General features: G+C 46.0%; 30 protein-coding genes. 18 read left to right on the top strand and 12 right to left on the bottom strand.

What is annotated here, in order from left to right:
- Nucleotides 1–198 precede the first annotated feature (198 nt).
- Nucleotides 199–345, bottom strand: a complete 147-nt coding sequence (locus QUA44_RS14705) for a hypothetical protein (protein ID WP_333252098.1) — start codon at nucleotides 343–345, stop codon at nucleotides 199–201.
- A 258-nt stretch (nucleotides 346–603) separates the two neighbouring features.
- On the opposite strand from QUA44_RS14705, the gene QUA44_RS14700 reads away from it, so the two are divergent.
- The 3 genes from QUA44_RS14700 to QUA44_RS14690 are packed head-to-tail and all read left to right on the top strand — an operon-like array spanning nucleotide 604 to nucleotide 1,317.
- Nucleotides 604–930: a nucleotidyltransferase domain-containing protein gene (locus QUA44_RS14700; RefSeq protein ID WP_333252099.1), complete on the top strand. Its 327-nt coding sequence runs from the start codon at nucleotides 604–606 to the stop codon at nucleotides 928–930.
- Complete coding sequence (locus QUA44_RS14695; protein ID WP_332995933.1) at nucleotides 927–1,199, top strand: HEPN domain-containing protein; 273 nt, start codon at nucleotides 927–929, stop codon at nucleotides 1,197–1,199. The genes QUA44_RS14700 and QUA44_RS14695 overlap by 4 nt, the downstream gene beginning before the upstream one ends.
- Nucleotides 1,177–1,317 (top strand): hypothetical protein, encoded by a 141-nt coding sequence (locus QUA44_RS14690; protein WP_333252100.1) that lies wholly within the window; start codon nucleotides 1,177–1,179, stop codon nucleotides 1,315–1,317. The genes QUA44_RS14695 and QUA44_RS14690 overlap by 23 nt, the downstream gene beginning before the upstream one ends.
- Nucleotides 1,318–1,484: 167 nt before the next feature.
- On the opposite strand, the gene QUA44_RS14685 is transcribed toward QUA44_RS14690, so the two are convergent.
- Complete coding sequence (locus QUA44_RS14685) at nucleotides 1,485–3,251, bottom strand: bifunctional serine/threonine-protein kinase/formylglycine-generating enzyme family protein (protein ID WP_333252101.1); 1,767 nt, start codon at nucleotides 3,249–3,251, stop codon at nucleotides 1,485–1,487.
- Nucleotides 3,252–3,307: 56 nt separating this feature from the next.
- Between QUA44_RS14685 and QUA44_RS14680 the strand changes: the two genes are divergently transcribed.
- Nucleotides 3,308–3,628, top strand: a complete 321-nt coding sequence (locus tag QUA44_RS14680; RefSeq protein WP_333252102.1) for an S-layer protein — start codon at nucleotides 3,308–3,310, stop codon at nucleotides 3,626–3,628.
- Here QUA44_RS14680 and QUA44_RS14675 read toward each other — a convergent pair.
- The 5 genes from QUA44_RS14675 to psbH form a co-directional block, all read right to left on the bottom strand.
- Nucleotides 3,590–3,880 (bottom strand): helix-turn-helix transcriptional regulator, encoded by a 291-nt coding sequence (locus QUA44_RS14675; RefSeq protein ID WP_333309752.1) that lies wholly within the window; start codon nucleotides 3,878–3,880, stop codon nucleotides 3,590–3,592. The two genes, QUA44_RS14680 and QUA44_RS14675, sit on opposite strands and share 39 nt — an antisense overlap.
- A 306-nt stretch (nucleotides 3,881–4,186) precedes the next feature.
- Nucleotides 4,187–4,453, bottom strand: coding sequence for a DUF3146 family protein (locus QUA44_RS14670; protein WP_194010069.1), 267 nt, complete (start codon nucleotides 4,451–4,453; stop codon nucleotides 4,187–4,189).
- Nucleotides 4,450–5,112, bottom strand: coding sequence for an aminoacyl-tRNA hydrolase (gene pth / locus QUA44_RS14665; RefSeq protein WP_333252103.1), 663 nt, complete (start codon nucleotides 5,110–5,112; stop codon nucleotides 4,450–4,452). Before pth ends, QUA44_RS14670 begins: the two co-directional genes overlap by 4 nt.
- Nucleotides 5,113–5,370, bottom strand: coding sequence for a TatA/E family twin arginine-targeting protein translocase (locus QUA44_RS14660; protein WP_333252104.1), 258 nt, complete (start codon nucleotides 5,368–5,370; stop codon nucleotides 5,113–5,115).
- A gap of 147 nt (nucleotides 5,371–5,517) precedes the next feature.
- Complete coding sequence (gene psbH, locus QUA44_RS14655) at nucleotides 5,518–5,721, bottom strand: photosystem II reaction center phosphoprotein PsbH (RefSeq protein WP_006633692.1); 204 nt, start codon at nucleotides 5,719–5,721, stop codon at nucleotides 5,518–5,520.
- A 212-nt stretch (nucleotides 5,722–5,933) separates the two neighbouring features.
- On the opposite strand from psbH, the gene psbN reads away from it, so the two are divergent.
- The 7 genes from psbN (at nucleotide 5,934) to QUA44_RS14620 (ending at nucleotide 12,869) form a co-directional block, all read left to right on the top strand.
- Nucleotides 5,934–6,065 carry a photosystem II reaction center protein PsbN gene (psbN, locus tag QUA44_RS14650; protein ID WP_190742515.1) on the top strand — a complete coding sequence of 44 codons (132 nt, stop codon included), beginning with the start codon at nucleotides 5,934–5,936 and terminating at the stop codon, nucleotides 6,063–6,065.
- A gap of 312 nt (nucleotides 6,066–6,377) precedes the next feature.
- The gene (gene aroC, locus QUA44_RS14645) at nucleotides 6,378–7,478 is read left to right on the top strand and encodes a chorismate synthase (protein ID WP_333252105.1); all 1,101 of its coding nucleotides are present in this window, start codon (nucleotides 6,378–6,380) and stop codon (nucleotides 7,476–7,478) included.
- 1 nt (nucleotide 7,479) lies between these two features.
- Nucleotides 7,480–8,391 (top strand): MBL fold metallo-hydrolase, encoded by a 912-nt coding sequence (locus QUA44_RS14640; protein WP_333252106.1) that lies wholly within the window; start codon nucleotides 7,480–7,482, stop codon nucleotides 8,389–8,391.
- Between the two features lie 633 nt (nucleotides 8,392–9,024).
- Nucleotides 9,025–9,948, top strand: coding sequence for a hypothetical protein (locus QUA44_RS14635; protein ID WP_333252107.1), 924 nt, complete (start codon nucleotides 9,025–9,027; stop codon nucleotides 9,946–9,948).
- 843 nt (nucleotides 9,949–10,791) lie between these two features.
- Entirely contained in the window at nucleotides 10,792–11,391 is a 600-nt protein-coding gene (locus QUA44_RS14630; RefSeq protein ID WP_333252108.1) for a class II aldolase/adducin family protein, read from the top strand.
- Nucleotides 11,392–11,653: 262 nt separating this feature from the next.
- Complete coding sequence (locus QUA44_RS14625; protein ID WP_333252109.1) at nucleotides 11,654–12,208, top strand: Npun_F5560 family protein; 555 nt, start codon at nucleotides 11,654–11,656, stop codon at nucleotides 12,206–12,208.
- Nucleotides 12,201–12,869: a hypothetical protein gene (locus QUA44_RS14620; RefSeq protein ID WP_333252110.1), complete on the top strand. Its 669-nt coding sequence runs from the start codon at nucleotides 12,201–12,203 to the stop codon at nucleotides 12,867–12,869. The genes QUA44_RS14625 and QUA44_RS14620 overlap by 8 nt, the downstream gene beginning before the upstream one ends.
- Nucleotides 12,870–12,895: 26 nt before the next feature.
- Here QUA44_RS14620 and QUA44_RS14615 read toward each other — a convergent pair whose 3' ends face one another.
- Nucleotides 12,896–13,240, bottom strand: a complete 345-nt coding sequence (locus QUA44_RS14615) for an STAS domain-containing protein (protein WP_333252111.1) — start codon at nucleotides 13,238–13,240, stop codon at nucleotides 12,896–12,898.
- Between the two features lie 39 nt (nucleotides 13,241–13,279).
- The gene (locus QUA44_RS14610; protein ID WP_333252112.1) at nucleotides 13,280–13,438 is read right to left on the bottom strand and encodes a hypothetical protein; all 159 of its coding nucleotides are present in this window, start codon (nucleotides 13,436–13,438) and stop codon (nucleotides 13,280–13,282) included.
- Nucleotides 13,439–13,587: 149 nt separating this feature from the next.
- Between QUA44_RS14610 and QUA44_RS14605 the strand changes: the two genes are divergently transcribed.
- From QUA44_RS14605 to QUA44_RS14595, 3 genes are all read left to right on the top strand, one after another.
- Nucleotides 13,588–14,211, top strand: coding sequence for a DedA family protein (locus tag QUA44_RS14605; protein ID WP_333041712.1), 624 nt, complete (start codon nucleotides 13,588–13,590; stop codon nucleotides 14,209–14,211).
- Between the two features lie 64 nt (nucleotides 14,212–14,275).
- Nucleotides 14,276–14,431, top strand: coding sequence for a hypothetical protein (locus QUA44_RS14600; RefSeq protein WP_333252113.1), 156 nt, complete (start codon nucleotides 14,276–14,278; stop codon nucleotides 14,429–14,431).
- Between the two features lie 14 nt (nucleotides 14,432–14,445).
- Nucleotides 14,446–14,658, top strand: a complete 213-nt coding sequence (locus QUA44_RS14595) for a Uma2 family endonuclease (protein ID WP_333252133.1) — start codon at nucleotides 14,446–14,448, stop codon at nucleotides 14,656–14,658.
- A gap of 274 nt (nucleotides 14,659–14,932) precedes the next feature.
- Here the strand turns inward: QUA44_RS14595 and QUA44_RS14590 are convergent, their stop codons facing one another.
- Both QUA44_RS14590 and QUA44_RS14585 read right to left on the bottom strand, forming a co-directional pair.
- Nucleotides 14,933–15,346 (bottom strand): DUF1542 domain-containing protein, encoded by a 414-nt coding sequence (locus QUA44_RS14590; protein ID WP_333252114.1) that lies wholly within the window; start codon nucleotides 15,344–15,346, stop codon nucleotides 14,933–14,935.
- 44 nt (nucleotides 15,347–15,390) lie between these two features.
- The gene (locus QUA44_RS14585) at nucleotides 15,391–16,047 is read right to left on the bottom strand and encodes a hypothetical protein (protein ID WP_333252115.1); all 657 of its coding nucleotides are present in this window, start codon (nucleotides 16,045–16,047) and stop codon (nucleotides 15,391–15,393) included.
- Between the two features lie 157 nt (nucleotides 16,048–16,204).
- Between QUA44_RS14585 and QUA44_RS14580 the strand changes: the two genes are divergently transcribed.
- Nucleotides 16,205–16,990: a pentapeptide repeat-containing protein gene (locus QUA44_RS14580; protein ID WP_333252116.1), complete on the top strand. Its 786-nt coding sequence runs from the start codon at nucleotides 16,205–16,207 to the stop codon at nucleotides 16,988–16,990.
- A gap of 424 nt (nucleotides 16,991–17,414) precedes the next feature.
- Here QUA44_RS14580 and purM read toward each other — a convergent pair whose 3' ends face one another.
- A complete protein-coding gene (gene purM, locus QUA44_RS14575) occupies nucleotides 17,415–18,443 on the bottom strand; it encodes a phosphoribosylformylglycinamidine cyclo-ligase (protein WP_333252117.1) in 1,029 nt (342 codons plus the stop codon).
- 468 nt (nucleotides 18,444–18,911) lie between these two features.
- Here purM and QUA44_RS14570 point away from each other — a divergent pair, with 468 nt between their 5' ends.
- The 3 genes from QUA44_RS14570 (at nucleotide 18,912) to QUA44_RS14560 (ending at nucleotide 23,395) form a co-directional block, all read left to right on the top strand.
- Nucleotides 18,912–20,012, top strand: coding sequence for a septal ring lytic transglycosylase RlpA family protein (locus tag QUA44_RS14570; RefSeq protein ID WP_333252118.1), 1,101 nt, complete (start codon nucleotides 18,912–18,914; stop codon nucleotides 20,010–20,012).
- Between the two features lie 370 nt (nucleotides 20,013–20,382).
- Complete coding sequence (locus tag QUA44_RS14565) at nucleotides 20,383–21,972, top strand: bifunctional pantoate--beta-alanine ligase/(d)CMP kinase (RefSeq protein ID WP_333252119.1); 1,590 nt, start codon at nucleotides 20,383–20,385, stop codon at nucleotides 21,970–21,972.
- 487 nt (nucleotides 21,973–22,459) lie between these two features.
- Nucleotides 22,460–23,395, top strand: coding sequence for a polysaccharide deacetylase family protein (locus tag QUA44_RS14560; protein ID WP_333252120.1), 936 nt, complete (start codon nucleotides 22,460–22,462; stop codon nucleotides 23,393–23,395).
- Nucleotides 23,396–23,475 lie beyond the last annotated feature (80 nt).

Genomic DNA, 23,475 nt, shown 5'->3' with positions numbered 1-23,475 from the left:
GGTCTGTTAAGATGATTGAGAGAACCAGATGAACATAGTTAGGGATTTCCGGGTCATTGATGACTTGAAGTAATAGTTTTTGTTCGGGGAAATAATTGCTAATTTGAACGGGTTCTTCTAGGACAACGGGAAGTAAAAACGGATATTTGTTAATAAATTCAATGACTTCTATTTTGTCTCGGAAAATGTAGGATTTTTCTAGGTTTCGATGTCTGATTGGGAAATGAGGAAAGGCGCGACTCTGGGTGCTGATATCTTTTGTAAGATTAAGGATGCTATGGCATTTTGTTCTGCTTCGGGTAGTTGAGAGACAGTGGCAAAACTTTCTGCTAATAGGTTATTCATTTTGTAAATCTCCTATGCGACTATTCGTGATAAAAATCAATATTTCTAATTATAATCTGTTCGGCGGTGAATCGGGGAAAAAAATTAGTTTACTACGCTGGAACCCATCCTAAATCAGCACCAACTACTCCGTAAATAAACCAAACTATTTCAACCGATCGCTCTTTGTGCATTTAGACATATACTATGTACATGGATTGACAAGTACGCGCTGTAGCTATCCCGTAGGGAATCGCCATCCCAGCATCCATCACAAATATGAACGTCAACGATAAGCTCAAGACTATTTTAACCCAATTGCGATCGCAATTCGAGATCCTGTATGGCGATCGGCTCACCCAAATGGTACTCTACGGTTCCCAAGCACGGGGCGACGCACAGCCCGACTCAGATATTGATGTTTTGGTGGTTCTCAAAGGGTCAGTCAATCCAGGCGAAGAAATCAAAAAAACCAGCTATATTCGGGCAGACTTATGTCTACAAAATGATGAAGTGATTAGCTGTTTATTTATGGACGAAAATCGGTTCATGCACTACAACGGGCCTTTGTTGAGGAACATTCGTAAAGAAGGAATAGCTTTATGAAACCTGAACAATTAGACTTGATTCTGAAAGCTCGTGAAAGCATCTCAGCAGCAAGATTATTGCTAGATAATGGCTTTTCTGGCTATGCGGCTGCTCGCGCTTATTATGCTATGTTTTATATTGCTGAGGCATTTTTAGATGGTGAAGGAATGTCTTTTTCTAAACATTCCGCAGTGATTGGAGCTTTCGGTCGAGAATTTGCTCGTACAGGAAAAGTCCCTGCTGAGTTTCACAGATTTTTGATTGATGCTCAAGATTTACTCTCATAGTGGAGATTACGGGGGAATTGATACTGTCACTGTCGAACAAGCTGCGGAACAAATTAACTATGCCGAACAATTTGTCGAATTAGCTCAAAATCTAATTGGCTCTCTACCGCCACCTTAAAATTGTAGTTAATCCCTAAATATATAAAAACCCGGTTTCTTTGTCGGGAGTGCATCCACGAGTGCCAAAAACAAATCGAGTCACCAGAGGCGACCAAAAAAGTGAAAAAGAAAAAAGAGTAAAGAGCAAAAGGGCAAAATAGCAAAGAAGAGTCCTCGCGGGGAAAACTAGGACAAGAAAGAAACCGACGCCACCGCTACGCGAAAACCCCCGTTCCTCCACCTGCCGTCCGCCGAGTGGTAGTAACGAACGGCACTACGGCAATCGACCGCAAGGTCGTACCAGGAACCACCACGCAGCACTCGGTTTTTACTATCTCCACCACTTTCCCAGGCACTTCCGTCAATCGGCGCACCGTTATAATTATCGTGGTAAATATCTTGACACCATTCCCAGACATTCCCGTGCATATCATAAAGTCCAAAGCTATTGGGCGGAAAACTACCCACAGCAGTTGTTGTTTCACGATAGATTCCCTTCGGTGCAGAACCGTAGGAATTATTCCCGTCATAATTAACTAAATCCGGGGTAACTGTGTCCCCAAAATGAAATGGAGTAGTTGTCCCAGCCCGACAAGCATATTCCCATTCCGCCTCACTAGGAAGGCGATAGCTTCTACCCGTCTTTTGAGACAATCTCACACAAAATTCAACAGCATCATTCCAAGAAACGTTTTCTATAGGAAGGTTTTTACCCTTGAAGTGAGAAGGGTCGGGTTTAAGGTCATACTGAATTTTAGGCAGATTAGCTACTACTTCCCACTGTGCTTGAGTAATCGGGTATTTCCCCAGCAGAAACGGTTTGATTGTCACCTGATGTTGAGGTCTTTCAAAGTAATAGCTTTTTGCTTCACTTGCAGGTGCACCCATTGTGAAGCTGCCTTTGGGGATAGAAACCATTTCTAAAGTAATGTCCTTGACGATAGTTTCTGTAAAAACCTGTGCTTGACTTTGGCTGCGCTTGATGATTTGCCCCTTTGAATTCACTGTCACCGTTTCAAATTGAACTGTTTTTAGGGAATTTGACAATACTTTTACAGGTTGAGGCGATTTGTTCCCCACACTTTGATACACCGTTGGTGGCGGTGGTGGCGGTGGTGGTGGCGGGGAAGGCCGCGACAAAGATAAAATTGCTTGTAATGCTTCCCCTGCATTTTGATAGCGCTGACTGAAATGGTCGCGCACCATTTTATCTAAAATATTCCCTAAGTTATTGCTAACTTGCGCCCGATTTCGCCAAATAATTTCTCCCGTCTGCGGATCTTCTGGTAAGGTATGAGGAGGTTGACCAGTCAATGCTTGAATCCCAATCATCCCCACTGCATAAATATCACTACACAGTTTAGGTTTGCCCTTCGCTTGTTCGCTGGGCATATAACCCGAAGTACCAATACCAACGGTGAAGCTAGTTTGTCCTTGAGCATTAACAACCATTGTGCTAATTTCCTTGACCGCCCCGAAATCAATCAAGATAATTTTACCATCTTGGCGACGCATTAAATTAGCAGGTTTTAAGTCGCGATGAATCACATTTTGCTGATGAACAATGGCTAAAACTGCTAAGATATCGTGCAATAATTTAATAGTATGGGATTCGCTTGATTTTTTACCGAGAATCAGTTCTTTGGTAAGGTCATGTCCTTCGATAAAATCTTGCACCAAATAAAATTCGCCATTTTCCTCAAAGTGGGCGGAAAGGCTGGGGATTTGGTCGTGTAGCTTACCCAATTTATGCAGCGTTTCGGCTTCTTTGTCGAATAAGCCTTTGGCAATTAGTAAAATGGCGGGATTGGGGTCTTTCGGTTTAAGATGTTTGACAACGCAGTGGGGATGTCCGGGTAAGTCTAAATCTTTGGCGAGGTATGTGTCGCCAAAACCGCCTTCTCCCAAGTCTTTGATAATTTGATAATGATTGCGGAGGGTACGACCCAGCATAGTTTTCAGGGAATGCAGTGGAAGTTAGGATATATTGTCGCACAAAAAGTAATGAGATGCTTAAACTCAGAATCGTTGCCGCATTTATACTGCTAGTTAGTGCCAGTTGCTCATCTCCCGCACAAGCACAAAATCCTGCACGAGTAAAGCCAAATAACTCTTTAGTTCAAGTCCAGCCAACCCGCGAACAAATCCTCAATGCTTGCGTGCTCAATCAGGCTGAAACTTTGCCAAATCCTTTTACGGATGTGCCATCAAATCACTGGGCTTACAAAGCGGTTTTGACCATGTATTATTGCGGCGCTTACCGAGAAGCAACTGCGCCTGTGTTTCCGACATCAGATACTGACAACACTAATTCCAGGAATCGCAGGTGATTTTAGCTTTGGCTTCACCACAATTTGCACATCGCACCCTAAAGCATTTAAAAACCGAAACAACCTTTCTGTAGAAAAACCTGTCAGTTTCCCTCTCATCAAAGCTGAAACTTTGGGCTGGTCAATTCCTAATACTTCTGCTGCTTGAAGTTGATTCAGTTTCCTTTGAGTAATTATCTGATTTATCTGGCGCACCAGTTCAGCCTTCATGAGCATTTCATCCGCATTAGGCATACCCAAATCGGCAAATATATTACCACTACTAACTTGAATAATCGATCTCTTTACTCATGATTATCCCCTTTTATCTTGTCTTGGTTATCTCTACAAAAGTAGTGATAAGCGGTTTCTTAGTAGCCGTAGGGTGTGTCGCCATCGAAAATTCATCAAGAAAAACCGACAATCTGATAGCGACGTACCTGACAAAATAGTTAATCAAACAAATCCAATTTTTTTTCGTAGCCATAGTTTTTATGAATTATCTAAGGTGCGTCGCTGTGAGATTGTCGATCGATTTTGGGGACTTTCGATGGCGACACACCCTACGACTAATGTTACTCAAAACTGGGCCCGAACCGTAAAGGAATAGTCCCCGCCCGGTTCAAGCTGATAATCCCATTTTTCCAGAAAACGGTGCAGCGGTTCTTGAATCAATGCCCTACCCCGAGATGGTTCCAGTATCAGTGTTTTTTCTGCGGTGAAACGCCACTGAAACTGCCACTCAAAATTGCCGGCACTTACTTCACCCTCAATGGTGCCTTTTAGCCAAGATTGGCCAGTCACTCGGACATATGCAGTTGTTTCGGGCAAACGTCTCGAACTCACCTTTTTGTTTCCGCGTTTGTTTCTGCAATGGTACGATTGTTGTAGAGACTCATGGCTTTTTCTACTCCTTGGTGGAGACTCAGTTCCACAGCTTCTACAACCAGTTTAAGCACTTTCTCTACTAATTGAGTTTCCTCTGAGGAAAATTTTCCTAAAACGAAGGAAATCGTATCTTTGTCATTTTTAGCAGCATCGTTTTGAGGTTTGCCGATGCCGATACGCAAGCGGGGAAATTTGTCCGTGCCCAAATGAGAAATTGTCGATTTCATGCCGTTGTGTCCGCCCGCTGAACCTGCTAGTCGCATTCTGAGTTTGCCGATCGGCAAATCCATATCGTCGTATACTACTAATACGGACTCTGGAGGTATTTTGTACCAATCCGTCGCCGCCCGAATCGATTGGCCCGACAGGTTCATGTACGTCAACGGTTTCAGCAAGCGGATTTTCTGTCCCCGCGGCCGATTTCCCTCGCCAAATATGCCTTGAAATTTGCGGTTTTCCGACAGGGAAATTTGCCAAGATTTAGCTAAAGCATCTACTGCATTAAAGCCGATATTGTGTCGCGTGCGATCGTACTTTGGTTCAGGATTCCCCAAACCCACAATTAGCTGGGGAATTACTAACTCCGCTGGTGTTTCCGATTTTTGAGTGTTGTTCATCTAATTGTCTGTGATATCTTCCTTAGCAGCCGCCGCGAGTTTTTCTGGTTCCGGCTTTTTGGTAGTTGCTACTGCTTCTTCTAGCTGCTTGGTTTCCCGCGTAAACTCCGACTCAAAATCCCGCGAAGCATCTTGAAAACCCCGAAGTGCTTTCCCGAAACTCCGACCAATTTCTGGCAACTTTTTTGGGCCGAATACCAACAGGGCGATGGTAAAAATCACTGCCATTTCCGGCAAACCAATGCCAAAAATATTCATTTTTTGTCTCCGGTAATTTGTTTAATTAGTTAGCATTTAATTACGAGGGACTAACGGGAAAGGGCAAGGGAAAATGGGAAAACTTAGCTTTTACCATTTCTCCTCCACCCTCAGCTTTTACTGTTAGCCTTAATTTTCGCTCAAATTCTAGCGGCCGAGACTCGACCAATCAACATCCACATTCTCTAGAATCAGAGAAGAGTTGTAGATTTGCAAAATAATCAACAAGAACACGAAAAACAATCCGATGAAAACGCTCATCAACAGGGTGGTTCCCCAACCAGGGGCTACCTTGCCGTATTCTGAGTTAAGGGGTTTGAGTATATCTCCTAACCAAGTCCGCTGTGCCATAAGTCACCTACAATGAATCTCTACAGAAAAGTTTGACATACTTCCACCGCTAATTGCGATCGCAATTTCTCAGAAATGCAGGAAGGGGACTCGGACAACGGCGAGTGGGGGTTGGCGGCAATACCGTATTGCGCCTAAAATCACTAGACTTTCAGACGGATTGTTATTTTTTGTAATATTATGGAGTGGAGCACTCATAATCGATCAAAAATATGGAACCCGCAGCAGTTCTAGGCATTTCACTGGGCGTGTGTCTGGTGGCAATCACCGGATTCTCGATCTACACGGCTTTCGGCCCTCCCGCTAAGGAATTGAGAGATCCTTTTGAAGAACACGAAGACTAAAAAAGTTCGGCAACGGATTTTGTAACGGATGTAACGGATGGATGGATGGATGGATGGATGTTCGGCAGCCGATGTAACTGATGTCAGAAAGAGGGAAGAAGAGATTTTCACTTTTCCTCTTCTCCCAATTCCCTCCTCTCCCCTGTCCCTCGTAGATATTCTGCTACCGGGATGCGATCAAACTTCTGCAGTGCCCGATCGACTGTCGGCATCCCAGTCAATGCTATATTCTTCAAAAATACAGTAAATCTATATTTGAAAAATCTATCTTCCAGTTAAAGTAAAAATTATTAGGTTTCAGGCGAAAGCACTATGGGCAACACCTTCGGGCATTTATTTCGGATATCGACATTTGGGGAATCTCACGGCGGCGGTGTGGGAGTAGTAATCGACGGTTGTCCGCCCCTGGTATCGCTAGACGCATCGGAAATTCAAGCGGAACTCGATCGCCGTCGCCCCGGCCAAAGCAAAATTACGACACCTCGCAAAGAAGCAGATACCTGCGAAATTCTGTCGGGGGTGTTTGAAGGCAAAACTTTGGGAACGCCGATCGCCATTTTAGTCCGCAATCAAAACACTCGCCCCCAAGACTACGAAGAAATGGCGACAACTTACCGCCCTTCCCACGCTGATGCTACCTACGATGCTAAGTACGGAATTCGTAACTGGCAAGGCGGAGGTCGCAGTTCGGCGAGGGAGACAATAGGTAGAGTAGCAGCAGGGGCGATCGCTAAAAAAATTCTCTTCCAAGCCACAGGCGTAGAAATAGTCGGCTACGTTAAACGCATCAAAGACTTAGAATGCGTCGCCGACCCAGACACTGTTACCTTAGAACAAGTAGAAAGCAACATCGTTCGCTGTCCAGACGCCGAATGTGCAGATCGAATGATTGAACTGATCGAAAAAGTTCGCGACAGCGGAGATTCGATCGGCGGCGTAGTCGAATGCGTCGCCCGCAACGTACCCAAAGGCCTGGGAATGCCCGTATTCGACAAACTCGAAGCCGACTTGGCCAAAGCCATCATGTCCTTGCCCGCCAGCAAAGGCTTTGAAATTGGTTCCGGGTTTGCCGGGACTCTACTCAAGGGCAGCGAACACAATGATGAATACTATACTGATGATAAGGGTGTAATTCGTACAGTGACGAATCGCTCCGGCGGAATTCAGGGCGGCATTGCTAACGGCGAAAATATTATTTTGCGGGCGGCCTTCAAGCCGACTGCGACCATTCGCCAGCAGCAGCGCACAGTTACCCGAGAAGGCGAAGAAACCCTGCTAGCGGCCAAAGGACGGCACGACCCTTGCGTTTTGCCAAGAGCTGTGCCAATGGTGGAAGCAATGGTAGCTTTAGTTTTGTGCGACCATCTGCTGCGCCATCACGGACAATGTGGAACCTTAAAATCTGAATTTTAAAATGGAAATCAGCTTGTCCTCTGTAGCGGCAACTCCCGTTGATTGCCCTCAACCCTCGGAATCAATAAAAGGTATGGATGATTTTGTCGTACAGTTCTGGGGCGTGCGGGGCAGCGTTCCGACACCCGGACAGGAAACTGTTCGCTACGGCGGCAATACTTCTTGTTTGGAAATGCGAGTAGCTGGCAAACGCTTGATTTTTGACGGCGGAACAGGCTTGCGGATGCTGGGAGACCAGTTGCTGGAAGAAATGCCGGTGCAAGCTTATATGTTTTTTACTCACTATCACTGGGATCACATTCAAGGTTTCCCGCTGTTCGCCCCAGCTTTCATCCGCGGCAATAGGTTTGATATTTATGGGGCGATTCCGCCGGATGGAGATTGTCTCAAAAGGCATTTTGTGGAACGGATTCTGCACTCAAATTCGCCGGTGCCGCTGATGGGTTTGCCTGCAGATTTGAATTTCTACGAACTCAATCACAACCAGACGATGATGCTGGACGATATTGAGATTAGGACTGGTTCTCTGAATCACCCGAATACTGCTATGGGATATCGGGTGAGTTGGCAGGGACGTTCGGTGGTTTACTGTTCTGATACGGAGCATTTTCCTGATCGACTAGATGAGAATGTCTACAATTTGGCCCTCGACGCTGATGTGCTGATCTACGATGCGATGTACACCGACGAGGAATATCACAACCCCAAGTCTCCGAAGGTGGGTTGGGGACACTCGACTTGGCAGGAAGCGGTGAGAATGGCTAAGGAAGCGCGGGTGAAACGAGTGGTGATTTTTCACCATGATCCGGCTCATACTGACGATTTTCTCGATCGCATCGCCGAAGATGTGCAAATCGCTTTCCCCAAGGCTGTCATGGCCCGCGAGGGTCTGATTTTGCCGATCGGCTTCTGAACTTTCGCCTCTGAGGGTCGATCGAACCATCAACCGATCGAACCATAATTGTTATGTGAATATGTGGATCTGGGGGCGAGACCAGCTCCACAATTTTTTTTAATACGCAGCAAACTCTTAACTGCATGGTATAATTCTTGCTTGTTAAGTTTTTAGGCAGAGTATTTAAGGTTTTTTTTATTCTTCAACCGCGTCCGCAAGACGCCAAGACGTAAGATAATTGGAGAATTGTCAAGGGTGAAAAGGAGACTGTTTTGAATGTCAACAAACACGGGGAGGCGAGGCGATCGCACGCCTGAGTGCTAGTCTGATGCCAGTAGACTTCCAGAAGCCTTGTTACAGATTAATTATTAAGGACAAAAACTGAAGTTATAGCTCGGATCAAATAAAAGCGCGATCGGTTTTTTCGGATCATGAATATTGACAACTCTCAAAAGCTAATAGCTTTTAGGTAGAAACTGAGAAAATTTTCAGCAGTCAATTTGACTAACCAGAAAGAAACGATCGCTCTGGCGTTTGGCAGTAGCTGCGGCAAGCGAATGTTATGACTTGACTATCAAAATGGGAAATTTACGTTTTAGATCTTCAGCACATCAATACAGATGGATTGCCCTAGGCAGTTTTGCTGTAATTATGGGTATTTCAGGCGCCCTAGCCTACCGCCTCGCCCCGCCCCCCGGATTCATGGCTCAAGGCACTCTCACTTCTAATAATCCGCCAGTCAAATTTTCGAGCACGGGTACGACAATTCTCAAGCAGGGAGAGCAACTCACCCCGGAGGTTCTCCTAGCAGATAATGTTGTCAAAGCAGTGGCAGATGCAGTTAAGCTGTCGCCCCAGCAAGTTCGACAAAATGCTAGTGTCAAAATTTCTAAGCCGGAACAACCCCTAGAAATTATGGTTGGGTATCGCTCGCTCGATCAGGAGCAAGCAATCCAAACGGCAGATATGTTGATGAAGGGCATGGTTGAAAAAAGCCGCCTGATTAACAGATATCGGTGGCAATCGGTCAATCAGACGCTAAACCAACGCTTGGCACAAGTCACTCAAGACTTGAAACAAGCTCAGCAAAAACTCGACCAATACGAAAGAGAGCGCGCTCGCCTGTTGCAGCAAATGAAGCTTCAACAAGACGTTTATAACAAAACTCAGCTTGCAATGGCGGATACGCAAGCGTCGGAAAAAGAAATGGTCAGCAGTTTGGCCGCCGCTACAGTGCCGCAAATTGTGGCGACGCCCACGAGCGATCCGACTGTGCCTCTGATTTTTGGAATTGGCTTGCTGTTGGCGATTTTGGTCAGCCGCGGTTTGATTCCTTCGGTGGCGGATTGGAGGTACAAAGCAGCTTTTCAGCGAGAAGAGAGCGACAGGCTTCAAAGTGCTTTGTACCGACTGATCAAAGAAGGCCGCGGCGAAATCACTCTGGTGCGGTTTGCTATGGAAACGCGGCTGTCACCGGATGTCGCTCAGCGTTTTTTGAACCAACAAGCTGAAGTTTTTAATGCCAATTGCGAAATTAAAGACGACGGCAGCATCTTGTATCACTTCCACATTTAAACGGCTGCGGGCGATCGCGCTCCACAGAATAATTTAGCCGATCAAGTCATCACTGCTCGATCGGCTTGTTTTTTTGTTACTAGGACTTATATCAAGTTCGGTCGATCCACCATCCCGCTCTCGGTCAACGCCGGTTTACGGGATCTATAATTTATACTACAGATTTTCGTGAACCCGCCGGCACGAGCTTAATTGCGGTCATTTTATCGGAGATGACATTACGACCCGGTTTCTGAGCTTGTAGGGTACCCCGGATCTAAAAATTGCTCGATCAACAGAGGTGTTGACGACCGTAGCGCACCCAAAGATTTGGTCAGTTGTCTCCAAGATTAAAAAATGTTTCATTTTTGTGTTCCGCTCCCTTAAATATATCTATAATCATAAAAAGTATGTAAATGTACGGTTGCTTTTTACCTCAGTTACTGCATAAACAGGTATTTTATCGTTAAACCTTTCTTAAGGGGTAAGTCAGCTCAGTATAAATGCTTTAGTCTGGAACAATAACTTGTTCAGGGAAGTTACGTAGTTTCACATCAAAAACTTGATGGGCCAAAAGCCTGGAATCAAACTCCCCGACTGAAAGCGTACATTTTCATATTGAACTTTTGTAATCACCTAGAGGCTAGACCATGACGTTAGGAATAATTTGTTCTTCTTTCGTAGCTTACTTTTTGCTAATGTCGATCGCTAATTACGGCGACACTGGAATGTAGATTAGTTAAGGCACTTATGCACCGAGACATCAGGCAGCAGGCAAAAAAAGCTGTTTGACAACTTCTTGACAACTTCGATTAAGTCTCAGCTTGGGCCATGTCTGTGGTGTCATATCGGACAAAAAAATGGATGGATGAAGGAGTCGTTAAGTACCGCTGTGACTGGGAAGAAGCAGACCCTGTAGCTGGCGGGAACATAGCAGATTTGATGGACTGGCGCGATCGGCTCCACGCTTGGGGATTAATTGGCGTCTACGAAAATGGCATAGGGTTTGGCAACGTCAGCGTCAGACTCGGCAATTCTTGCCAATTCGTGATTTCGGGAACCCAGACTGCACATTTGAGGACTCTGGGATCAGAATTCTACTGTACTGTTACCGAATTTAACTTAGAAAAAAATTACCTCGGCTGCCGGGGCCCGGTACAAGCTTCGTCGGAGTCCCTGACTCACGGGGCCCTGTACCTTCAGAGAGATGATGTGGGCGCGATAATCCACGTCCATAATCCTAAACTATGGCAGCACCTGCTGTTTAAGATTCCTACGACTAGAAAAGAAATACCTTACGGCACTCCCCAGATGGCCTTAGAAATGTTTAGACTTTTTGAGGAGGAGAATTTGGCAGAGCGCCAAATTCTGGCGATGGCAGGTCACGAGGACGGCATAATCTGTTTTGGCAGCACCGTGGACGAAGCTGGCAAAGTCCTTTCGGCTGTGATTGGTTACAGATGAGATCTTGCACTATTCTCAGAAAAAGCTAAGAAACCGGGTTTATGGACAAAAAACCTAGGATTTTACCTGTGTCTATGGCAAGAAACTAAGGTGATGACGGGGATGCCTGATTTGAGTTAGACTGAGCTTTACCCTTGACATCGGGCCGCGGGCTCGATTTAGCCTAATGGGTTCAAAACTTTTGAACTGCCTCTTGCCTCTGCGGTAAGGGAAAGATATTTTTAAATAGAAACACATTATATAACAAAAGCTGAGAGTCATCGTGAATCCAACTAAACTTGTAAGCTCAAAAGAATTGCAATCAGAGGTATCTCGTCTCACCGAAGAGCTGCAAATGCGCGACCAATTGGTGCAGCAGTTGTCTCAAGAACTTTTCAGGCTGGTGAAGGGCAATTCGAGTTTTGTGCCGGCGCCGGAAGTTTCCGATCGCCACCAAGCTCAAATGCAGGCAATGCGGGAACAACTCCAAGCTGTTGAGGAACAGGTGGGTTTTTATCAGGAACAAATCGCCGAGCGGGATGCTGAGGTTTACCAACTGCGGCAGTCAGTGCAAGAATTGACAGATCGCTCTCGGATGCTGGAACAGGTGGTTCAGGAATTGCCAGGGGTTTACCGCCAGAAGTTTGCCGAACGGATCGAGCCAATTAAGGAAAAATTGGATCAACTGCAAAAGGAAAACCGCCAACTGCACACTGAGTTGCAAAGCGTCACTTACCGTCTCGCTGTGCGGAGCCGCAAGGCTAAGGGCTTGGATCTGCCGAGTGTCGATGAAACGGACGATCGGGGCATTCAAATGCCGAGCTTTGGCAATGTCTAAGGTTTTGATTGTGGCGGGCGACGAGAAAAGCGCGGCCGCAAGTCTGAAGGCTGCGATCGCTCAATCTCATCCTTTAACTGAAGTTAATATCTGTGGGGTTTCTGAACTCAATTCTGGTGCGATCGCTCCGAGTGGGGCGATCGTTTGTCCTTTGACGCTGGATCTGCCAGAAAATCTGCTTTTTCCTGCTCAAGATGTGTTTCGCTTTTGTGGCAATGTTGCGGCGGCGCGCGATCGAGTCTCCCAGGAGTTGCTTTTTCCCGTCGGGGGTGGCAATTTTTGGCTGCCTGTGGTGTTGACGGCAAAGGGGCCGCTGTATGCTGAGGCGATCGGTGGGGAACCTGACAAGCACTCTGGCGAGTTGAGTTACTCTCAACCGGTGCATTTGTCGGATGTTTGGCGACAGCAGTTGTATGAGTTGGCTTACCGCTTGCTAAATCTTTTAAATGCGCCGCCGGCGACTTATTTGATGCAGTTCGGGTTTGTAGGGGAAAGGATTTGTTTCGATCGACTTTGGCCTTTTCCGGCTGCACCTGCGATCGCTTCTGTCGGCGTTCAAGTGCCGGATTTATTTGTTTGTCATTGGTATTGCTTGACAAATAAACCTATTTATGATATACAAATTAGTTCTGCGGTTGCTGGAAGTCTCTTACAAACTTGAGATTTCAGCTCGGCAGATGATTTTAATCAAGCAACTAGAGCGGGAGTTTCAGCGGAGATAATTTGGTCGAAGCTGTCGAAGATTTCAAACAGTTGGTCGAGTTGAGTAATTTCAAAAATTAGCTTGACTGTGGCTGAGAGGTTGCAGATGACGAGGCGGCATCCCCGGTGGCGGGCGGCGTTGAGTCCGCCGACTAAGGCGCAGATCCCGGAACTGTCGATGAAATCTACGGCGGCCATGTCTATTACCCAGAGTTTGTGGCGATCGGGCACAATCTCGGCTAGCTGTTGCTGGAGGAGGCTGCCGGCTTGGGAATCCAGGCAGTTGTGAGGTTGAAGGACGATGGGTGGGTTGAAGTTGGGAAATTCCATAGCAGTTATCCTACGATCGTAAAGTATGAATAAGTTAGTTTAGTTGCTGACTCTCTTGAAAGACTCAGAGGATTTCAGCGTATGTTTGAGGATGTGCGATCGCCCTTGTGGAATCGGTGGGGAGAGCCGTTGTGATAAATTTAGCAGGAAACTGGCTAGCGATCGCGCGGAACGCAACCGCAACAATTCTCTATTCATCTAGTATGCCTGAAAGCTTAATTTTTAGTTGAGCCAGCGATCGCGACAACAGTGTGTTTTTCATCACATCGAAAGATTGCACTATTGGCTGAATCGAGCCAATATATAAATGTATTGAGCTTTGCAAAAGTTTACGAAGGCAGTATCGAATGTCTTTTGAGTTTTTATCGTTAGAGACTATTCAGCAGTTTGCGCGTGATTACGGCTACTGGGCAGTATTTCTGGGAATTTTGCTGGAAAATCTGGGAGTTCCTCTTCCAGGCGAGACAATTACAATTGCGGGCGGGTTTTTAGCCGGCAGCGGGGAACTGAATTACTGGTTTGTGCTCGGCAGTGCGATCGCCGGTGCTACATTGGGGGGAAATTTTGGTTATGCGATCGGCAGATACGGTGGCTGGCCGCTGCTGCTGAAGCTAGGACAATTTTTCCGCTTTCGGGAAGAACAACTGTTTGACCTAAAAGAACAGTTTAGCAAAAATGCAGCTAAAGCCGTATTTTTAGGCCGTTTCATCGCACTACTGCGAATTTTTGCTAGCCCCCTAGCGGGTATTGCAGAAATGCCTTTTTGGAAATTTTCACTGTTCAATGTTCTGGGTGCTGCAAGCTGGGCATCGGTAATGGTGAGTTTATCCTACTTCTTGGGACAAGTTGTGTCTTTAGAGAAATTGGTAGCTTGGGCCGCTCAATTTGCGGTATTTGCTTTGCTGTTAGCAGTTGCTTGGATTGCAATTCCTATTTGGTTGGAGTCGCGGACTTTGGACAAGACTAAGTAAGATTGGTGGTTAGACTTTTTGCAAGAGTTCTGGATTTTCTGTTTTTAACCGCAGATGAACGCAAATGAACGCAGATATTATCTATTTTTGCAAAAAGTCTAATGATTGGCGATCGCCTATTAATAAGTCAGGACTTCTGTCTCAAAATCATCAAATTTGTAGCGATAATTTCTGGCAGCAAAATCATCAAGTTGGTATTCAGGAATTCTGTCCTGAATAGGGGAATATTAGTGAATAAAGACTAAACTTTTTTCTCCCACAACTGAGGTGTTTGACAGAGTAGATAAATTTGCCGATTATCGATCGCTATCAACTATACAAGAATATGTATTAATTATTCAACAAGTGATGAATGTAGATTGCTACCGTCGCGATGTGGCCGAACGTTGGGGTTTTTCTTTCTACCGTGAGGGGGAATGTTTAGAGTTGGCTAGTCTCAATTTTTAGTGTCCAATCTCTACTTTGTATGAGGATGTTCTTGGATTGAGTGAAATAGTCCTGAACGCACTCCAACCCAAAAAACCGGGTTTTTTAGCTAATCTGCAGGCTGCAACGCGTCTTTTCGTAAAAAAAACCCAGTTTCTGAATGCCCATGCGTCCAAAACTATTAAATCGCACTTGACAAGCCTTTCACCATCCGTCAAAGAGTGTTGTGAACAAATGAGAGGAGAGGAAGTGCGATCGTAATTATTTGGCGTGTTTGCCGAAGGGCGATCGCTTACTAAAACCCAAACACTTTAGTAATCAATGGTAGTAGATTATTACAGAATTCTAGGAGTTTTGTGGCTTGTGGTACAGCGGAGATAATTCGTCCGAGCATCCGATCTGCCTTTTTGGCTTTATTCTTCATTTCTGCATCATTAGGATTTTGAGCAGCTTCAGCTAACTCTTTTACTTGTTCTAAAGCATCCTGTTTGTCATCTTCTGTTAAGTTTGGATCTGCTTTAATTTCTGCTTGGAGTTGGGTAAGTAACTCTTTGATTCCGGGTTTATCAGGTTCAGAGGATGAAGGTAACTCGTTTATAGCGAAGGAAACATTTCCTCCAACATAACTTGATGAAGCCCCTTCAATCTTACCTGCCGTAACAGGACCTCCAACACTTCCTCCGATCTGAATACGTTGTTTATCTTCCATTATTCCCTCCTAATTTGATTTATCTTTGGATGACACTTTTATTTTTAGTCATTTCGAGAGACATCTCCTCCAACTTGACTTGATGAACTGCCTCCAATATTACCTGCTGTGACGGAACCTCCAACACTTCCTTCTATTCGGATAGATCGATCGGTTGAGTATACTACATAACTACCTTCTGCATTACTTTCCATGAATTTGTGTAAAACTAAAACTACTTTTTCTAAACCTGGCATATCGCTAGTAATAAATACTGGGGACGGTGAACCTGAATTAAGGTATAATTTAAGCCCGTAATATTTGGGCATAAAAAAACTATTTATGATCAATAAAAAAATTGCCACTATAGCCATAGTTATTCCCCACAATCTACCATCAGAATTATTAGCTACAATAAGTCCAATAACAAACAATCCTAAAATCCATTGTAAGGGGATATTTTCGGTCTTAACTGGAGATATGCCAAAACCTGTGACGTTGCGAAACTGATAGATATCTAAACCAAATTGAACTGTATTTTTGGTAATATATATCTTGGTGTCATCCCAGATAGGTCTATCAGTATTTTGTGGTGATATGTTATTTGCAGCCATCATTCCCCCTTTCAAAAAAAACAGTGAACTCACCAGCAGATCAGCATTAACCTGCTCCATCAGGAAATGAAGTCCTTGGGAGTGTCGCTTAGTGTTATTGATATTCACATCCCTGTGCATCTAGAGATACAATAGCAACTCTATGCCAGGTTCAACAGTGAGAAAAAGTAACAAAAAAGTAATAAAAAAGTAATATCAGCTCCCTGTTGCGCTAGAATCTATGTTAAACCTACATTAACGCTTCACTGCTGAAGGAGTGTGATACATGACCGTTGACGAAGCCATCACGATCGCAGAAACAGCCCTCAACTACGATCGCCTCAACAAAGTTCAAGAAATAGTGTTTCGTCAATCCTGGGAAGGGCGGTCTTATATAGAAATTGCTAAAAGCGCAGGCTATGAATATGATTATATCAAAGATGCTGGTGCTAAACTGTGGAAACTACTTTCAAAAGCACTAGAAAAAAAAGTCAAAAAAGATAATCTAAAGTCAGTATTGAAACGATACTTACGGCGAACTCAAGTGAATCTACAGCGGAATCTGACCATCGAAGTTAACCTCAGCGGTGCAAATCTCAGTGGCGCCAACTTAAGTGGAGCTCGATTATTCGCAAATTTAAATGAAGCTGATTATGTTCAAACCGATTTAGATAAAACAATAAACGCTGACGGTGAAACTGAATTATCTAACTCAGAAAACGAAATTGACTGGAATGGTTTTCGCCTTCACTCTGACGCACAAGTGAAAATTGCCGAAATACTCGATCGCACTTCCACTCTCTTTATCCCCAACTCCCAACTGCGACTGACAACACCCGCCGGCAGACAAAACCAAGAAGCTGACTTTCTGATCTTCCACCAAAACAAGCTAGGGATACTGAAAATTGACAGTGGATCATCCTATCCAAACGCAACAGAAGATGAAATGTGCCAGCTTTTCATAGATTCTGGCATCAGTCTTGTCAAACATTACGATGCTACCCGATGCAGCGAAGAACCGGATCTAGTTGTGCAGGAGTTTTTGGAAATTTTGAGTCACGTACAAGCCTAATAAGGTGTTTTTTATTTAAACTGTGATACAAACATTACCTTGGTTTTTGATATTTTCTCACTTCAACAATTAACAATCCTTCATTTCCGAGTCGATGTAATAAATAGTATAGCTCTTCAATTAATTTAAACGTTCGGTGGAAATTTTTACACTAATTCACACGGAAATAATTTTGAATTATACCGTATTTAAAAGCACAATAGCTTATTTCAATTGCCTTTAAAATTGTAGCAACGAGTTATCTCTTGTGAATTCCTTTTTCTCTTTCATCCTCTGTGTCCTCTGCCTCCTCTGCGGTTACTTTCAAAATTATAAATTTAACCGCAGATATACACAGATGAAGGCAGATTGAGATTGTCTGTTAACGCATAAAACAAAGCGAAGCAATCTTCAGCCCCTGCGATTGCTTCTTACTAATTACCCATTAACCGTTATCCATGATCAATTCTCCGTTCCCCTCAATCACTTCCCCGATCGCCCAAGCACCAATTCCCTGAGATTCAAACCATTTAACAGCCTGTTCTACTTCCCTCGAATCGAGCAACAGCACAAAGCCAATCCCCATATTAAAAGTATTGAACATATCTGCTGTGGCAACTTGACCCGCTTCAGCAATCCACTGGAAAATTGGTAAATTTGGCCAGCTATTACTGTCAATTCTGACAGATTGATTAACTCCCAAACAGCGGGGCAAATTTTCCGGCAAACCGCCGCCCGTAATGTGAGCCATGCCGTGAATTTCTAGACCGCTCTTAATTGCTTCGAGGACTGGTTTCACATAAATTTTAGTCGGAGTTAGCAGCACTTCTCCTAAAGTTTTGCCACCTAACTTTTCTGGTTGGGAATGCCAGTCAAAACCCCGATCGCCCGCAATTTTTCTCACCAAACTAAAACCGTTGCTGTGCACGCCCGAACTTGCCAGCCCCACAGCCACATCTCCCACCTGCACCCGCGAACCGTCCAACAATTTGCTCTTTTCGACAATTCCCACACAAAACCCAGCCAAATCGTACTCACCCGAAGAGTAAAAACCGGGCATTTCTGCCGTTTCCCCTCCGAGCAAAGCACAGCCCGCTTGCTTGCAACCGTCAGCAATGCCGGCCACCACCGCAGCTAATTGTTCGGGATTTAACTTTCCCGTGGCTAAATAATCGAGAAAAAAGAGGGGTTCGGCCCCGGATGTCAGCACGTCGTTGACGCACATCGCCACCAAGTCGATACCTACCGTGTCGTGCCGATCGAGATCGTGGGCCAATTTCAACTTAGTCCCAACGCCGTCAGTACCCGAAACCATCACCGGCTCTTTTAAACCCTCCGGGACGCTGAAAAAACCGCTAAACCCGCCGAATCCGCCCAAAACACCCGATCGGTGCGTGCTCTTGACCATACTCCCGATGCGCGAGACAAAAGCTCTGCCCGCCTCAACATCCACACCTGCTTCTCGATAATCCATAAGTCCGCCAAATCGATTTCTAATTTTTAGTTTATGCCCATAACAGTTGACAAACAGCTTTTTTAAGACTAGCCATTCGGCAGCCCACAAAATAGAATAAATTTTTGTAAATTTTTGTAAATTTTTCTGGAATAACTGAAACGGCTGTAAGCCTTGGAACTAAAGGATTTTATGATAGAGGGTTTTGAGAAGATTTGATGAAGATTTGGTGAAAATCGCGATCGCAGCGATCCCCAAGCGCAAAAGTTTGTGGTAGTCTGTTGCAGTTCGTGAACAAAACACAAATTGCGGATCGAGTACGAGTTGTTGAGTGTCAGGGAAGTTTCCGCCAATTTTTTTTGGGGCGGAAGCATTAAAGCAAAAACGCACCCGGATACTTTGCTTTGACTCACGGGGGAATGGCGAAGGGCAAGAGAGAAATCCTTGACGCCCGCCGCCAAATGGCCCATCCTCCAATCTCGGTTGGCAATGGCTATTCACAAAAATGGACGTATGAAGGAAAAATTTGTTGGTGGTCTACTCGCTGTCCTGTTAGTTCCTGTGGTAGGAACGGCATCCTCTTGTCACGCACAAGCAACAGGTGCCGACAACCAAAACTCTCAGGTTTCCGAGCAAGTAATTGCCACCCAACCGTCCCGGCAGTTAAACGCTACTCGGGTCGAAGCGCAAAAAGTCGGACAGTATCAGTATCAAGCAAGAGCTGAAATTGCCCGAGACTCGATCGCCAAAATTCAGCCCCACGACTTAGGCGGGCGACAAGCAGCGACAGTCTACGTGCGAAACATTCCAGTCATCACCTTTCTGAACGCGAATCCGGAAACAAACACGCCTTTGGGAGAAACTGGCAACAGCCAAGCCGGTGCTAGCAGTCCGTCAAAAGTAGCGGCCGCCAGAGAAAATCCCAAAGTCGGAAACATTGCCAGCAAATCCAGCAACCAAGAACCTGATGCAGTTTGGCAGGCATCAACCTTAGCAGCAAGACTCAATCAGCTAGCCCGCAACAACATCGATCCCAACAGCATTACCGTTAAGTGGGAAAAAGGCGATCGCTACATTATCCAGGCAAACGGCGAGGACTTGGTAAACATCAACGCCGAAACCATCCTCCCCGACACCACCAGCGACTTTAGCCGAGACGCCCTGCAAGCAACCAATCGCCTCCGCCGGCTTCTGGGCAACGCCCCACCCCTGGAAGAAGTCGCAGGCAAACCCCAACCAGAACCCGCTGTGCTGTCTCTGGGCCCAGTTCAAGTGCGCCTCAGCGGCTGGGCTTCCTGGTACGGCCCCGGATTTGACGGCAACCTCAGCGCCAGCGGCGAGCGTTTCAACCAAAATGATATGACCGCAGCCCACCCAAATTTGCCTTTTGGAACGAGAGTCATGGTGAGAAATCTAGACAACGGCCGCACCGTAGTCGTCCGCATTAATGACCGCGGCCCCTATGTGGGCGATCGGCTCATTGACTTGTCCGCAGGCGCCGCCAGCGTGCTGGGAATGATCAGCAGTGGCGTTGCCAGAGTGGAAATCGAAGTGATCGAACCGCCGCAGCAAACAACTGTTGGACGTTGACAGTTGACCGTTGACCGTTGACAGTTGACCGTTGACAGTTGACCGTTGGCAGTTGACCGTTGGCAGTTGACCGTTGACAGTTGAGGGCGACCTCTACCTGGAGGGCCGAGGATTGGATTAATGAATAGTCTGATTTTAATTTCTCCCTACAAGGGTTCCGGCTTTAAACCAATTCTTTCTGGTAAGACAGAATAAATAAGTTATCCGAAGTGTAGAAGGCAGAAAGTAGAATAAAACTGACATCTTGGACTCGTCGAGTCCCGATGCGGGCGGGCGAGTTTGTTGCTAACATCGCTGCAAAATGTCCGATCGAACAAATTCAGACAAATAAATTCTGCATTCTGCCGAATGCCTTCAGGAGATTCTACCGGTGCGCCTGTTTACTACCATTGCAGCACTTCGCTGCTACTTAAATTCACAAAAGTCTGCTGCACCTCATTTGACAGTCGGTTTGGTGCCGACGATGGGAGCTTTGCACGCAGGGCATCTGAGCTTGATCCAGCGGGCAAGACAAGAAAATGCGATCGCCCTGGTCACCATTTTTGTCAACCCGCTGCAATTTGGGCCGACAGAAGATTTTCAAGATTATCCTCGGAATTTCGAGCAAGACCGGCTGTTGTGCGAACAAGCTGGCGTTGATGCCATATTTGCTCCCTCAGCAACCGAAATGTTTGGCCATCAAGCAGTCGGCACAGAAACAGAGCCAACCGCCGAAAAACAGATAGATATTCACCTTTCCTCCTTAACTCAAGTAGTGCCGCCACCGGCGATGACATCGGTTTTGTGCGGCAAGGCAAGGCCGGGTCATTTTCAGGGCGTCGCGGCAATTGTTACTAAACTTTTGAGTTTGGTGCAGCCGACAAAAGCTTATTTCGGTCAAAAAGACGCCCAGCAGCTAGCAATTATTCGGAAGCTGGTCTTGGATTTTAACTTGCCTGTAGAGATTGTCGCTTGTCCGATCGCCCGCGAAGAGTCAGGACTGGCAATGAGTTCTCGCAATCAGTATTTAACAGCAGAGCAAAAACAGCAAGCCTCCGTACTCTACCGCGCCCTGCAACAAGCCTCGAAAACGTTTGCTTCAGGCGACCGCACCGCAGCAGCCGCACTCGCTGCCGTGCACGCAGCAGTCGCAGGAGAGCCCGCAGTCAAGCTCGAATACGCCGAACTCGTCGATCCCGACACTTTGACGCCCTTGCAGGTTGTGGAAACGGCAGGACTTTTAGCCGTGGCCGCCAGAGTTGGCTCTACTCGCTTGATTGACAATATAATTCTCAGGAACCGCCGGCCCATTGTGGCGATCGACGGCCCGGCGGGAGCTGGCAAATCTACCGTAACTCGCCTTGCAGCAACAGCTCTGAACTTGTTTTATCTGGATACGGGCGCGATGTATCGGGCGCTGACTTGGCTGGCATTGAAAACAGGCACGCCGATTTCTGACGAATGCGCGATCGCCGAATTAATCAGTTCCAGTTATTTGGAATACAACCTCGATCCCGCATCAAAGATGTTGAAGATTAACGGCGAAGACGTAACCGAGGCAATTCGCAGTTTGGAAGTGACATCCCGCGTCTCGGAAATGGCGGCAATTCCCGCCGTGCGGCAGTTTCTGGTGGAGGAACAGCGACGCTGCGGCACAAAAGGCGGAATTATAGCAGAAGGCCGGGATATCGGCACTAACGTGTTTCCCGATGCGGAACTAAAGATTTTTTTGACGGCTTCGGTACAAGAGCGATCGCGCAGGCGGCTGTTAGAACTTAAAGACACCGATCGGGCTAATATTAGCTTGGCCCAATTGGAACAAGACATCGCCCTGCGAGACGAAAAGGACAGCACCCGCGAGGTTGCACCTTTACGCAAAGCGGCAGATGCTGTGGAAATTCAAACAGACAATCTGACTGTTGCCGAAGTTATCGATCGGATTGTCGGCTTGTACAAGGAGAAAATCGGCCTTAAAAGTTAATTTTAGGACTGGCGGGCATCGATCGCCCCTCATATCAAATCCGGTTAAACCAACTTGCACCATTCTCAAGAACAGGCAAGATGCCTGTTCCACAAAATCTACTCTTTGTGGAACAGGCATCTTGCCTGTTCATAAAAGGCTTATTGACAATGGTGCAACATCTCAGGTTAAACTCACATCTTGCAGTGTCAGGTAGGGACGCGGGTCGATGCGGGCTGAGTCCTTAAGAATATCGTGCCATGAATCCGATTTGAGCGCCGTCCCCCTGGCTGGGAAAAAAGTTCAACCATCCCGCGTTTTCATGGGTTAGGGCATTTCTGGCGCACAAATCTTAAATTTTTTTATCCGGACGGACTTCCCCACGATCGGTTATTTCCAGTAGCATTTTTACGGGCAGTCCAATTTAAGATTATCCTCTTAAGTGGATTAACTTGATATCAACATAAAATCTCAAATTAACTGTACAAGGTGTGAAGGAGAGAATGACGTGACAAAATTGAAACTGCTGTGGAGGCGGCGAAAAACTTTAATCGTTGCTTTTATGGCCGCCACAGGGAGTTTTTTGCTGGGTGTGACATGGCCGATTAACTTGCGGGCAAATCAGCCATTGCAACCGATTCAGGCGCAAGTCTTGGCCGTATCCCAGTCGCCAGAACAACAGCCGATGTCCAATATTAATCAGTTCTCCGAGGCGATCGCCCGTCGAGTTGAATTTTCCCAAAATGCTCTAGCCCAAGTGCAGGCAATCCGATTTCAACCAGCCTTACCGGATCAGTTTCAAGGTACAACCATTAGTCACGCGAAACTAGACTCCCAGCACAAGGCGATCGCCCTGACATTTGACGACGGCCCCTGGCCGAAAACAACTACACAAATCCTAGATATTCTCAAGGAAAATAATATTAAGGCTACATTCTTCTGGGTAGGAAGATACCTGCAAACTTATCCCGAAATTGGCAAACAGGTCGCAGCAGCCGGTCACGCGATCGGCAATCACACTTGGAGCCACCAATACCTTCAGTATAACGAAGACGGTGCTGCTCGCGAGATCGATCGCACTTCATCCTTAATTGAGGAGTTGACTGGCATCCAAACATCGATTTTTCGCCCGCCAGGAGGCATTTTAAACAATGGATTGGCAGCTTACGCTCAAAAGAAAAATTATGCAGTTGTGATGTGGTCTGCTGATTCTTTTGATTGGCGAACTCTTACGGAATCTTTGATGGACAACGTGATGAGGCAGGCAAAATCCGGGGGCATTGTGCTGATGCACGACGGCGGCGGCAATCGAGCGAGAACTGTAAAAGCTTTACCTGATATTATTGCTCGATTCAGAAAGGAAGGGTACATTTTCGTAACAGTTCCCGAGTTATTGCAGATGCAAGAACAAGAGTCAAAACAGCAGGAAACAGCACAAAAATAAAAATTTGGAAAAATGGGATTTTACACCATTTTTCCATTTTTTTGTAAGTCGTTAGATGGATTTTTCATAACTGTATCGCG

Origin of the sequence: Microcoleus sp. N9_A2, from assembly GCF_036701775.1 — a bacterium.
Taxonomy (GTDB): domain Bacteria; phylum Cyanobacteriota; class Cyanobacteriia; order Cyanobacteriales; family Microcoleaceae; genus Microcoleus.
Note: the sequence above shows the minus strand (reverse complement) of the source record. Positions and strands in the feature narration are given on the sequence as shown.